At 67.3% G+C, this 11690-nt stretch carries 11 protein-coding genes; 7 read left to right on the top strand and 4 right to left on the bottom strand.

The features are described 5' to 3' along the window. A partial coding sequence (locus NBV68_RS12740; protein ID WP_296310375.1) for a DUF4197 family protein occupies positions 1-398 on the bottom strand: 398 nt, incomplete at its 3' end. Positions 399-453: 55 nt separating this feature from the next. On the opposite strand from NBV68_RS12740, the gene NBV68_RS12735 reads away from it, so the two are divergent. After that, entirely contained in the window at positions 454-2622 is a 2169-nt protein-coding gene (locus NBV68_RS12735) for a primosomal protein N' (protein WP_296310374.1), read from the top strand. A gap of 38 nt (positions 2623-2660) precedes the next feature. Continuing rightward, positions 2661-4217 carry a cryptochrome/photolyase family protein gene (locus NBV68_RS12730; protein ID WP_296310373.1) on the top strand — a complete coding sequence of 519 codons (1557 nt, stop codon included), beginning with the start codon at positions 2661-2663 and terminating at the stop codon, positions 4215-4217. On the opposite strand, the gene NBV68_RS12725 is transcribed toward NBV68_RS12730, so the two are convergent. Next, a complete protein-coding gene (locus NBV68_RS12725; RefSeq protein WP_296310371.1) occupies positions 4214-5125 on the bottom strand; it encodes a type II CAAX endopeptidase family protein in 912 nt (303 codons plus the stop codon). The two genes, NBV68_RS12730 and NBV68_RS12725, sit on opposite strands and share 4 nt — an antisense overlap. Positions 5126-5226: 101 nt before the next feature. On the opposite strand from NBV68_RS12725, the gene NBV68_RS12720 reads away from it, so the two are divergent. Together NBV68_RS12720 and NBV68_RS12715 are read left to right on the top strand one after the other, a co-directional pair. After that, a complete protein-coding gene (locus NBV68_RS12720; RefSeq protein ID WP_296310370.1) occupies positions 5227-5874 on the top strand; it encodes a glutathione S-transferase in 648 nt (215 codons plus the stop codon). Between the two features lie 274 nt (positions 5875-6148). Continuing rightward, positions 6149-6781, top strand: a complete 633-nt coding sequence (locus NBV68_RS12715; protein WP_296310369.1) for a hypothetical protein — start codon at positions 6149-6151, stop codon at positions 6779-6781. On the opposite strand, the gene ada is transcribed toward NBV68_RS12715, so the two are convergent. Further along, on the bottom strand, positions 6782-7816 hold the full coding sequence (gene ada / locus NBV68_RS12710; protein WP_296310368.1) for a bifunctional DNA-binding transcriptional regulator/O6-methylguanine-DNA methyltransferase Ada: 1035 nt from the start codon (positions 7814-7816) through the stop codon (positions 6782-6784). A 107-nt stretch (positions 7817-7923) separates the two neighbouring features. Next, positions 7924-8589 carry a hypothetical protein gene (locus NBV68_RS12705; protein WP_296310366.1) on the bottom strand — a complete coding sequence of 222 codons (666 nt, stop codon included), beginning with the start codon at positions 8587-8589 and terminating at the stop codon, positions 7924-7926. A gap of 96 nt (positions 8590-8685) precedes the next feature. Here NBV68_RS12705 and NBV68_RS12700 point away from each other — a divergent pair, with 96 nt between their 5' ends. The 3 genes from NBV68_RS12700 to NBV68_RS12690 all read left to right on the top strand — a co-directional run bounded on the left by NBV68_RS12700 (position 8686) and on the right by NBV68_RS12690 (position 11552). Beyond that, the gene (locus tag NBV68_RS12700; RefSeq protein ID WP_296310377.1) at positions 8686-10293 is read left to right on the top strand and encodes a serine protease; all 1608 of its coding nucleotides are present in this window, start codon (positions 8686-8688) and stop codon (positions 10291-10293) included. Continuing rightward, entirely contained in the window at positions 10290-10835 is a 546-nt protein-coding gene (locus NBV68_RS12695) for a hypothetical protein (protein WP_296310364.1), read from the top strand. The genes NBV68_RS12700 and NBV68_RS12695 overlap by 4 nt, the downstream gene beginning before the upstream one ends. A gap of 162 nt (positions 10836-10997) precedes the next feature. Beyond that, positions 10998-11552, top strand: coding sequence for a F0F1 ATP synthase subunit delta (locus NBV68_RS12690; RefSeq protein WP_296310362.1), 555 nt, complete (start codon positions 10998-11000; stop codon positions 11550-11552). Positions 11553-11690 lie beyond the last annotated feature (138 nt).

The raw sequence follows: 11690 nt of genomic DNA, 5'->3' as shown, positions 1-11690 counted from the left end.
GCGTTATCGAAGCCGATCACCTGGATTGCGTCGGTCACCACCGGCGCGGCGCGGAAGCTCGCGTCGATCGCGAGGCCCGCGAAGCGTTCCTCGAGCCGGTCCTTGAAGGCCTGCGAGGTGAGGATCCGTCCCAACACATCGCCGCGCGTGCCGAGCACATTCGCCAGCCCGAGCCGCGCGACCTGTTCGTCCCAGAAGCCGCCCGGCGCGGTGAGGCGCAGGAAGGCGTTCTCGGTCGCGAGCAGCAGCAGGCGGCGCACCGCCTCGGTCATGCTGAACCCGCCCCCGGTGCTCGCGCAGGCGGGAAGCAGCAACATGGCGCCGACCCCTGCGGCGCCGGCGAGGAGGCTCCGCCGCGTAGGGGTACGGGTCGGGGTAAAGGTGGTGATCGCGGTCATTTTCATCGGTCTCCAGCTTGCCCTCGTCCTTTGCGCCGCCCCATATAACTGCACGATGAACCGAGTTCGCCTCCTTGTTTTGAATGCCGCCCTCGGCCCGCTCGATTACCGGCTGCCCGAGGGCGTCGCCGCGCCTGCCGGCAGCGTGGTCGTGGCGCCGCTGGGCCCGCGCAAGGTGATGGGGATCGTGTGGGACGCAGGAGCGCTGCCGGGCAAGGAAATCGCCTTCGAGCGCCTGCGCCCGATTCTCGAGGTCCTGCCCGTCCCGCCTCTGCCTGCGCCGCTGCGGCGGCTGATCGAGTGGACCGCCGATTACTACTGCGCTCCCCTCGCCAGCGTGGCGCGCATGGCGCTGGCGAGCGGCGGGGCGCTGGGCGGCCCGGCGACGATGACCGAATACCGGCTAACGGGGGCCGAGGCGAGCGGCCGGTTGACCGCGCAGCGCAAGACGGCGCTGGAGAAGCTGACGGGCGAGCAGGGCACGATGCGCGAACTCGCTGCGCTCGCGGGTGTCTCGGAAGGCGTGCTGCGCGGCATGGCCGGCGCGGGGCTGCTCGAGCCGGTCACGGTCAACATCGACCGCCCTTACCCGCCCGCCGATCCCGGCTTCCACCAGCCCGCGCTGTCCGAGGCGCAAGCCGCGGTCGCGGGCACGCTGGTGGAGGCGGTGCGCGCCCAAAAATTCGCCCCCTTCCTGCTCGACGGGGTCACCGGGTCCGGCAAGACCGAGACCTATTTCGAGCCTGTAGCCGCCGCGATCCGGAAGGGGCGTCAGGTGCTGGTGCTGCTCCCCGAAATCGCGCTCACCGAGAATTTCCTCGCGCGGTTCGCGGCGCGGTTCGGGGCCAAGCCAGTGCTGTGGCATTCCTCCTTGAAATCGACCGAACGCCGCCGCGCGTGGCGGGCGATTGCCGATGGTTCGGCGCAAGTCGTCGTCGGCGCGCGCTCGGCGCTGTTCCTGCCCTATGCCAAGCTCGGCCTGATCGTGGTCGACGAGGCGCACGAGATCAGCTTCAAGCAGGACGACGGGGTGCGCTACAACGCCCGCGACGTGGCCGTGATGCGCGCGCGCTTCGAGGGCCTGCCGGTGATCCTCGCCAGCGCCACGCCTGCGCTGGAAAGCCTGCACATGGCGGAAATCGGCGTCTACACGAAGCTCGATCTGCCCGCACGCTTTGGCGGGGCGAGCCTGCCTGCCGTGCGCCTCGTCAACCTCACCGAGGAGAAGCCCGGCAGCCAGCGCTGGCTCGCCGCACCGCTGATCGAGGCCTTGCGCGACCGGCTGGCGAAGGGCGAGCAATCGCTGCTGTTCCTCAACCGCCGCGGCTATGCTCCGCTGACGCTGTGCCGCAATTGCGGGCACCGCTTCAAATGCCCGAGCTGCAGCGCCTGGCTGGTCGAGCACCGCCTCTCCGCCCGCCTCGCCTGCCACCATTGCGGGTTCGAGACGCGGGTGCCCGAGGCCTGTCCCGAATGCGGCGAGAGCGACTGCCTCGTCGCCTGCGGCCCGGGCGTGGAGCGGATTGCGGCGGAGGTCGGCGAACTGTTCCCCGAGGCGCGGCTGGCGGTCGCCACCTCCGACACCCTCAACACCCCGGAACGCGCCGCCGAATTCATCGCGATGGCGGAAGGCCGCGCGATCGACATCATCATCGGCACGCAGCTCGTCACCAAGGGCTTCCACTTCCCCGACCTCACGCTGGTAGGGGTGGTCGATGCCGATCTCGGCCTCGAAGGCGGAGACCTGCGCGCGGGCGAGCGCACCTTCTCGCAGATCGCGCAGGTCGCAGGCCGCGCCGGGCGGGGCGCGAAGCCGGGCGAGGTGCTGATCCAGACCCGCCACCCCGACGCGCCCGTGATCGCCGCGCTGGCGGACGGCGACCGCGACGCCTTCTACGCCGCCGAAACCCAAGGCCGCCGCGATGCAGGCGCGCCGCCGTTCGGCAGGTGGGCCGCGATCATCCTGTCTTCCGAGGACGAGAAAGAAGCGCGCGAAGCCGCCCAGCGCCTCGGCGATGTGCGCCCGCGGCTGGGGGACGTCCAGATCCTCGGCCCCGCGCCTGCCCCGCTCTCGCTGCTGCGCGGGCGGTATCGCTATCGCTTTCTGGTCAATGCGCGGCGCAGCGCCAACTTGCAGGGTTGCCTGCGCGACTGGATCGGCGGGGTGCAATTCGCGCCCGGCGTGCGGGTCGGGATCGATATCGACCCCTACTCCTTCGTCTGAACGCGAAACCAAAGCGGGGGCCACCGCGTATGGCTCCCATGACCCGTCCCGTTCTCGTGCCGATCCTCGGCGACCAGCTGTCGCGCAATCTCTCCAGCCTCGATGGTCTCTCGCCTGAAAGCACCGTCGTGCTGATGATGGAGGTGTGGGACGAGGCCACCTACGTGAAGCACCACAAGCAGAAGATCGTGCTCATTTTCTCGGCAATGCGCCACTTCGCCGAGGAGCTTCGGGCGCAGGGCTTCACAGTCGATTACGTGGCGCTGGAAGACCCGGACAACACCGGCAGCTTCACCGGCGAAGTCGCCCGCGCCATCGAACGCCATGCCCCGTCCGAAATCCGCGTCACGGAAAGCGGCGAGTGGCGGGTGCATGAAGCAATGCTCGAATGGGAGGGCCGCTTCCCCTGCCCCGTCTCAATCCTCCCCGACACGCGCTTCATCGCCACCCACGCCGAGTTCCGCGCCTTCGCGGACGGGCGCAAGCACCTCACCATGGAGTATTTCTACCGCGAGATGCGACGCAAGACCGGGTTGCTGATGGAAGGCGACAAGCCTGTCAGCGGCGTCTGGAATCTCGACAGCGAAAACCGCGAACCGCCCAAAGGCGATATGCGCGCGCCCCCCACCCCCAAATTCGCCCCCGACGCGATCACGCAGGAAGTCATCGCCCTCGTGGCCGAGCGCTTCGCCGATCACTTCGGCGACCTCGAACCCTTCGGCTGGCCCGTTACCCGCGAACAGGCCCTCGAAGCCGCCGAGGCCTTCTTCGCCCGCCGCCTCTCGCTCTTCGGCCCCTATCAGGACGCGATGGTCCACGGGGAGGACGACCTCTACCACTCGATGCTCTCGACCAGCCTCAATTGCGGGCTGCTGGACCCGCTCGAACTGTGCCGCGCCGCCGAGGCTGCCTATAAATCGGGCAGGGCCCCGCTGAACTCCGTAGAGGGCTTCATCCGGCAGATCATTGGGTGGCGCGAATATGTGCGCGGGTTCTACTGGCACCAGATGCCGGGTCTGGCCGATGCCAACGAATTGGGCGCGCACCGCCCGCTGCCCGAGTTCTTCTGGACCGGCGACACCGACATGCGCTGCCTTGCCGACTGCATCCGCACCACCCGCGAGGATGCCCACGCCCACCACATCCAGCGGCTGATGGTGCTCGGCAATTTCTGCCTGATCGCCGGGATCGACCCGCGCGCGGTCGCCGACTGGTATCTCGCCGTCTATGCCGACGCCTATGAATGGGTCGAGCTGCCCAACGTGGCAGGCATGGTGCTCTATGCCGATGGCGGCAGGCTGGCGACCAAGCCCTATGCGGCGAGCGGCAATTACATCAACAAGATGAGCAACTACTGCAAGGGCTGCCGCTACAAGGTCGCCGAGAAGACCGGGCCCAAGGCCTGCCCGTTCAACCCGCTCTACTGGCACTTCATGGAGAAGAACCGCAGCCGGCTCGAAAGCAACCACCGCATCGGCCGCATCTATGCGACGTGGGACAAGATGGGCGAGGCCAAGCAACGGGAATATCTGGAGAGCGCCGAAAGCTTCCTCGAAAGCCTCGTGCCAGCAGGCGAAGGCTGGGCGCGGGCCTAGGCCGAAGCGGCGGCAGCGGCTTTGCGGCGCACCCACCAGGGGGCCATCACCTCGCCCTTGTTCGCCGCGCGCTTCACCAGCCACACCCCAAAGCCGCTCGCCACCACCAGCGCGATTATCGAGGCCTCGAGCCCGAAGGCCCCGCCCGAAATCAGCGGATCGCCGACCAGCCGCGCATCGACCACCCCGTCGACATCATTGCCAGAGACCGGCACGTCCCACACCAGCCCCTGCGTGACGTTCCACCCGAAATGCAGGCCGACCGGCGCCCACAGGCTGCGGGTGAGCATATAGGCCCCGCCGAGCATCACCCCGGCCTCGACCGCGATCGCGAAGGAGGAGAACCACGTGGCGTTCTCGTTGCCGATATGCACGAGGCCGAACAGGCCTGAGGTGACGACCAGCGCCGCCCAGCTGCCGCCGAATTCCTCGATCCAGCGGAACAGGATGCCGCGAAAAATCAGCTCCTCCACGAAGCCTGCGTTGACCCCGGCGGCGAAGAGCAGGAATATCCAGTTGCTCAAGCCCCCCCAACCGACGATCCGGTAGGCCCCGAGTAGCGCGGCGATGCCGACGATCAGGCTGAACAGCACGAAGGCCGCCAGTATTCCCACCGCCAGCGCCTGCGCAGCCCCGACGAAAGGGAGGTCGTCATGCTTGCGCTCGCCAAGGCGGCGCAGGACGAGCTTCTGGAGACCGATCAGCGCCGCGACCACCAGGATCACCTGCAAGGGCGCGGTTACCTCGCTCGGCAGGCTCTCGCCAAGCGCCTCCGCAATCGCGCCGAAGCCGATGCTCACGATCGCGATGACCGCCGCAGTCACCGCCAGCGCGACCAGCATCGCCACCAGCGGGAAATTCCAGATGCGCTTCCACAAGGGCTGCGGCGCGGCGTTTTCGGTGTCCATGATCGGCGAAGCTCCCCTTGTTTCGTTCACGCAAAGGGATGGCGCAGCGTCGCTGCCTTGGCTAGGTCTCCGCGCAGAACAATCGACGAAAGAGCCATGCCATGCTGACCATCCACCACCTGCGCCTGTCGCAATCCGAACGCATCGTCTGGCTCGCCGAGGAGCTGGGGCTGGAGTATGACCTGAAGCTCTACAGCCGCCGCACCGATAATCGTCTAGCTCCTGACGAATACAAGGCGCTCCACCCGATGGGGATCGCGCCGGTGATCACCGACGGCGACTTCGTGCTCGGCGAGAGCGGGGCGATCATGGACTACATCGTGGCGAAACATGCGCCCCAGACGGCGGCTGTGACCGGACTCGTCCCCGGCCCCGACCACCCCGATTACGCCGACCACCTGTTCTACTACCACTGGGCCAACGCGACCTTCATGACCAACGGCATGATGGCGCTGGTGGCGCAGTTCATGGGTGCGACCGAACTGCCTGCCTTCGTGGCAGACCGCGTGGCGAAGGGCTGGAAGATCGTCGAGCAGCGCCTGGGTGAGGCGGAGTATTTCGGCGGCGCGCAGCTCACCACCGCCGACATCATGATGGGCTTCCAGCTCACCACCTCCAGAGCGATGAGCGGGACGAGCATCGAAGGGATGCCCAATCTGCAAGCCTACCTGAAGCGCATCGGCGAGCGCCCTGCCTACCAGCGCGCCATGGCCAAGTGCGAGCCGGGGATGCCGCCGAAGCTGGATTGAGCTTGGCGCAGGCCCACCCCTAACCCCTCCCGCAGGCGGGAGGGGAACCGGGCCGCGCCAAAACTCCCCTCCCGCCTGCGGGAGGGGCCGGGGGTGGGAATGCTGTCCAAGGCGGACTGAGAGGCTTCGCATGGGGAGGAAAAGTCGCAAAAACCCAACCGACCCCGGAGCGAAAATGCCTCCGGGTCACCCATTCTATGATCTTATCGAAGAGGCATATCGCGCCTTCGATGGATACAAACCAAGCGACGTCGACGTCTGCACAGACTGCTGCATGTCCAAAGCAATCGAGGCTGATTTTTTCCGGCCGAACATTGAAGACTTGCCTCTCGATTACCTAAAGGAATGGTTCGGTGCCGCGTGCGCCACCGAGGGCGTTCGGAAGGACATCTGGTCTTATCTCTTGCCGCGAACGCTCGAAGTGCTCGCAATGGGAGAGGAACCCAAGTACGTAGGTATCGAAGTTTCACTTTCGCGGTTTGATACCGGCAACCCAAGCCATTGGTCGGACAGACAGTGGCGTGTGCTCGATCGCTTTCAGCGCCGATTCATGCAAAGCAGTTCGCCGTCAAGCGGCGCTTGGCGCTATCATTCTCTCGATGAGATCCTTTGCATGTTCACGCTAGGCGGGTGGCAACTGGACGACCTTTGGTCGCAAGTCATGGCCTTGGCCGATGAGCAACTTGTGGAGCGGCTCTACCAGGATTGGTGTGGCACGTTTGGCGATTACGGAACGATAGACGTTACAGAATTCTGGGCGAAGCCAGACAAAGCGCGGGTGCGGGAATTCTACACATCCGAACAGCTCCGCCAGAGACTGGAAACCATTGCACTGTCAGACAGTGCAGACGCCGAAATCGCTGCTAAGGCTTCAGCGGTCGTCAGCGTGATCGATAAAAGCATGTGATCACGCCCCCTCCCGCCGCAGCAACTCCGCCTTGATTGCCAGCCCATAGGCATAGCCCCCCAGCGTCCCGTCGGCGGCGATCACGCGGTGGCAGGGGATCAGCACCGCGATGTGGTTCGCCCCGTTCGCGCCGCCCACCGCGCGGCTCGCCTTGGGGCTGCCGAGGGCGGCGGCCAGCTCGCCATAGCTGCGCGTCTCGCCGTGGGGGATGCGGCGGAGTTCCTCCCAGACGCGCTGCTGGAAGGCGGTGCCGTGGATGTCGAGCGGGATCGCGGCGCTGCCGGGGCCGGGCTGCTCGACTGCTTGCACCACATCAGCGAACAGCGCGCGGAAGGCATCGCCCGCGGGCTCGAGTTCGGCCTTGGGGAAGCGCGCCCGCAATTCCGCCTCGCCCTCGCCGAAGGCAATGCAGCACACCCCCGCCTCGGTCGCCGCCACCAGCATGTCGCCCAGCGAGGTCGCCAGCACCGCCCAGTGGATCACGCGGCCCGCGCCGCCCCTCGTCCAGTCGCTCGCGCGCATGCCCAGCCTGCCTTTCGTTTCCGCATAGAATTGCTCCGGCCCGGTATAGCCTGCCATGGCGAGGGCGTCGGTCACCCGTTGCCCACTCGTCAGCGCCTCGTGCACGCGTCGTTCGCGCAGCGCTCTGGCGAAAGCGGCGGGGGACAGGCCGACGGTCCGCTTGAACAGGCGTTGAAAATGGGTCGCAGTATAACCGGTGAGCTCGGCCAATTGGTCGAGCGTCATCGCCCCCTGGTCGCGGATCGCCGCGATCGCCGCGAGCACGCAGGCTTCCTCGGCGCTTTGCGTGTTCGGCGAGCAGCGCTTGCATGGTCGTAACCCAGCCGTCGCCGCCTCGTCGGGGCCCGGATAGAAGCGCACGTTCTTGCGCAAGGGCACGCGCGCAGGGCACGAGGGGCGGCAATAGATGCCGGTCGAATGCACCCCCGTGACGAAGGCCCCGTCGAAGCGCCGGTCCTTGGCGAGCACTGCCTGCCAGCGGTCCTCGTCAGTGATGTTCTCTAAATGTTTCACGTGAAACATTGCTTGCTCCCATGCCTTGGCTTGCCTTGCAGGGAGCGGTTACGCCAAAGGCGCGCGCGGCACAGCCAGCGGGCTTGCGCTCAATGTTGCAAGCCCGCTCAGGCCCCGGCGGCGGCAATCGAGAGCGCGATGGCGCGCACCCGGGCCTTGAGCTGGGCCTCGGTGGTGCCCCTGCCCTCGATCGCATAGGCGTTGACGTTCATGAACTCGCCGCCGACCACCGTCATGCAGATCACGCCGCGGATCTTGATGGCGCCCAGCGCGCCCACCACGTCGCTGACCAGCGCCATGTAGACGCAGTTGTCGTCCTGCCCGACAAAGCGCGGCACGGCATTGTCGAGCTGGACCTCGTTGTTGGTGCCCTTGGCGACATCGCGCCCGGCGTTCTCGATGGCGTCATCGACCAGCTTCTGGCCGTTCGCGGTCTGCAGTTCGCGGGCGAGCAGCGCGAGGAATTGCGCGCGCGGCATGGGCACGGGCTGCGGCCGGCGCGGCGACTTGATGTGCACGTAATCCTCGCCGAAGGTGCCGCAGCGGTCGAGATTGGCGTGGGTCAGGTTCATCGTATCGAGCGAGGCGACCTTCGCGGCGAGCGCGACCGTGCCGCCCGAGGGCAGGCAGTAGCCCTGCGGCACGGGCACGGTGAAGGCCTTGCCGCTTACCGTGAAGCGGTGCACCGCCTCGCCCTGGGCCGCCGCTGCGACCGGCACCGCCGCCAGTGCCAGCGCCGCAAAGGCCAGTGCCACATAACGCATGCCGATCATTGCTGCCCCCGTTTGCTTTGCCGCGTGGTTTGGGTAGATCACCCGAATGAGGCAGGTCATTGCAGCTATTCCTGCCAGTTCAAGGATTTTTTCGTGATGCACCTCCCCCGCCTGCGGATCATCCTCCGCCTCCGGCTGATCGCGGCGCTGCTGTGCGCGGGCGTCGTGCTGCTCGGGGTGCTGCGCGGCGGCCCGCTCGCCGCCGATCCGGGCGATGTCGATGCGGCTTCGCGCGGCGTGGTGCGGGTGGTGATTATCGGCGAGGAGGGGGGCGAGCCCGTCCCCGTCAGCCACGGCACCGGCTTTGCGGTCTCGGCGACACGGATCGTCACCAACGCCCATGTCGTGGCCGAGGCGGTGCAGGACGATACGCTGCGGATCGGCATCGTTCCCTCCGAAGGCGCAGGCGGTGCCTTCGCGCGGGTGGTGGCGGTATCCCCGCGCAACGATCTTGCCCTGCTCGAGATCGCGAGCGGGTCGCTGCGCCTGCCCCCGTTGGCGCTGGCGGGCGGCGACTCCGGCAACCTCGGCGAGGTTTCGGCGGTGGGCTATCCGATGAATGTCGATCTGGCTCAAGGCCTTGACATGTCGGACATCTTCCGCGCCCAGCCGCCGGTCAAGTCGCGCGGCTTCCTGTCCGGCGAGCGGCCTTCGCGCCAGTTCGACACCATCCTCCACACCGCCCCGATCGCGCGCGGCAATTCGGGCGGGCCGCTGCTCGATCCGTGCGGGCGGGTGATCGGCGTCAACAGCTTCAGCGCCGATGCGCAGGGCGGCGACGGGGAGTTCTACTTCGCGGTGTCCTTGCGCGAATTGCTGCCCTTCCTGCGCAGCAACAAGGTCGAGCCGGTGGTCAATGCCCTCCCCTGCCGCTCGATCGACGAGCTGAACGCCGAGGAGCGCCAGCGCCTCGAGGCCGAGCAGAGCAAGGCGCGCGCGGCGCTCGAGCAGCGCTCGGAGAGCTTACGCGAGGTGCGTGAGACCGCGCGCCTGACCGCACAGATGGAGGTGCTCGAGGCGCGCGAGAACCGCATGGCGCTGGCGTTGATCGCGCTGCTCGCCTGCATCGGCGCGGGCTATGCCGCCTTCGTGTGGCGCAGCGACGAGGCGAGAGCCACCCATGTGCGGATCGCGGGCGCGCTGTCGGCGGCAGGGCTGGCGGTCGCGTTACTGCTGTGGTTCACCCGCCCGGGCCTTGCCGAGATCGAGGACCGGGTCGCCGCCGCTGTGGAAAAGGCGGGCGGCGGTGAGGGCAAGCCGGCGGCTCCCGGCACGGCCTCGGACGCCGCCGAGGGCGCGCTGATCTGCACCCTCGTGCCTGAACGCAGCCGCGTCACCACCGCGCGCACCGATGATGTCGCCTTCGAATGGTCGGCCGATGGCTGCGTCAACGGGCGCACCCAATATGGCCTCGGCCAAGGCGGTGAATGGAGCCGTGTCTTCGCGGCCGAGGATGATGCGGCGCTCGCGGTCAACACCTATGATCCGGCCACCCGCACCCTGCGCACCGACCGCTATCTGCTCGGCCAGGAAGCCCTCGCCGCTGCCCGGGCCGCGCGGGCCGCCTACACGCCGCCTGCGTGCGGGGTGAGCGATGCGGCGCGGACGCTGGGCGAGCAGCAATCTACCCTGATCGCAGGACTGCCCGAGCGGCCCAACGAGCGGCTGGTCTATAGCTGCACGGCGAAGGGCGCGGGGAAATGAGCCGAAGGCGGTGGATCGCTGTGATCGCGGGTCTGCTGGTGCTGGTACTCGGCGGGCGGATGGTGCTGCGCTACCTCGACTGGGAGGCCTCGGAAGCCAACCGCACCGCGCCCACCCGGCTTGCTATTGCCGACCTGCAAGACCTCGCAACCTCAGCTTGTCGCTGCACCCGCGAGAAGGGCGATGCGGCCAGCAATGCCTGCTGGCAGGACTACAGGGATTCGATAGCCGGTTTGCAAGTCAGCGGGATGGCCACCGCTTGCGAGCCGATTTCGACCCAACTCGATTGCATCGTCACCGACGCTGGTGAGAAATGCATCGTCACCGGTTACGGCAACGGCATCTGCACCTCCGAGGAAGCCGACGCCGCCGACATGGCATGGACACAGGGGCTCAATGCCGAGGGCGAGTTCGGAACTCTCGACGATGCAGCGCGGGACAGGGCCACCAAGCGCGCCGACGCCGCATTCAAGGATGTGATCGAGCGTATCAGGCGCGGCGAGCGCATTGCTCCGGCTTCCGGCCCCAGGAGCTGCGGCTGACCCTCCCCGCTTCGCACCTGCACAATTCCTCCCCCTCGCGGCTTGCAGGAACCGGAATCAGTTGCTAGGCGCGCGCCAACCTTGCGGGGCACCCTTGTGCGTGCACCGATCCCGAGGCCCAAGCATTTTTCCTTTGAAGCTTCGCAAGAGGATTGCACGCGCGTGGACATTTCCGCCGGTATCAAGGCTAGCCTGGCTGGACGCTATGCCTCGGCCCTGTTCGATCTGGCTGCCGAGAATGGCACGGTGACCGCGGTCGAGAAGGACCTCGGCTCGCTGGGCGCTGCGCTCACCGATTCGGCCGATCTTGCCGCGCTGACCACCAACCCCGAACTCGCCCGCGCCGCACAGGGCGCAGCGATGGCGGCAGTGGCCAAGAAGCTGAAGCTCTCGGCCCTGACCACCAATTTCATCGGCGTGCTCGCCGCCAACCGCCGTCTCGGCAAGCTGCCCGCGATCATCACCGCCTTCCGCGCGATTGCCGCCGACCAGCGCGGCGAAGTGACCGCGACCGTCACCAGCGCCCACCCGCTGAGCGATGACCAGCTCGCCACCCTCAAGGCCAAGCTGACGGCGCGCGAGGGACGCACCGTCATGCTCACCGCCGCGGTCGATCCCGACCTTCTCGGCGGCCTCGTCGTCACCATCGGATCGCAGCGCATTGATGCCTCGATCCGCACCCGTCTCAACTCGCTCGCCAAGGCCATGCAGGCTTAAAGGACTGAACAATGGAAATCCGCGCCGCAGAAATCTCGAAGGTCATCAAGGACCAGATCGCCAATTTCGGCACCGAGGCCGAAGTCAGCGAAACCGGCACCGTGCTGTCGGTGGGTGACGGGATCGCCCGCATCCACG

Source organism: Erythrobacter sp., assembly GCF_023653175.1.
Classification (GTDB): domain Bacteria; phylum Pseudomonadota; class Alphaproteobacteria; order Sphingomonadales; family Sphingomonadaceae; genus Erythrobacter.
The sequence above is the reverse complement of the archived record's forward strand: the minus strand, read 5'-3'. Positions and strand labels throughout refer to the sequence as shown.

What these genes read in the sequence shown, in the direction of transcription:
- NBV68_RS12735 (WP_296310374.1), top strand. Translation starts at nt 454, where the DNA reads ATGAACCGAGTTCGCCTCCTTGTTTTGAATGCCGCCCTCGGCCCGCTC.
- NBV68_RS12730 (WP_296310373.1), top strand. Translation starts at nt 2,661, where the DNA reads ATGACCCGTCCCGTTCTCGTGCCGATCCTCGGCGACCAGCTGTCGCGC.
- NBV68_RS12725 (WP_296310371.1), bottom strand. Translation starts at nt 5,125, where the DNA reads ATGGACACCGAAAACGCCGCGCCGCAGCCCTTGTGGAAGCGCATCTGG.
- NBV68_RS12720 (WP_296310370.1), top strand. Translation starts at nt 5,227, where the DNA reads ATGCTGACCATCCACCACCTGCGCCTGTCGCAATCCGAACGCATCGTC.
- NBV68_RS12715 (WP_296310369.1), top strand. Translation starts at nt 6,149, where the DNA reads ATGTCCAAAGCAATCGAGGCTGATTTTTTCCGGCCGAACATTGAAGAC.
- NBV68_RS12705 (WP_296310366.1), bottom strand. Translation starts at nt 8,589, where the DNA reads ATGATCGGCATGCGTTATGTGGCACTGGCCTTTGCGGCGCTGGCACTG.
- NBV68_RS12700 (WP_296310377.1), top strand. Translation starts at nt 8,686, where the DNA reads ATGCACCTCCCCCGCCTGCGGATCATCCTCCGCCTCCGGCTGATCGCG.
- NBV68_RS12695 (WP_296310364.1), top strand. Translation starts at nt 10,290, where the DNA reads ATGAGCCGAAGGCGGTGGATCGCTGTGATCGCGGGTCTGCTGGTGCTG.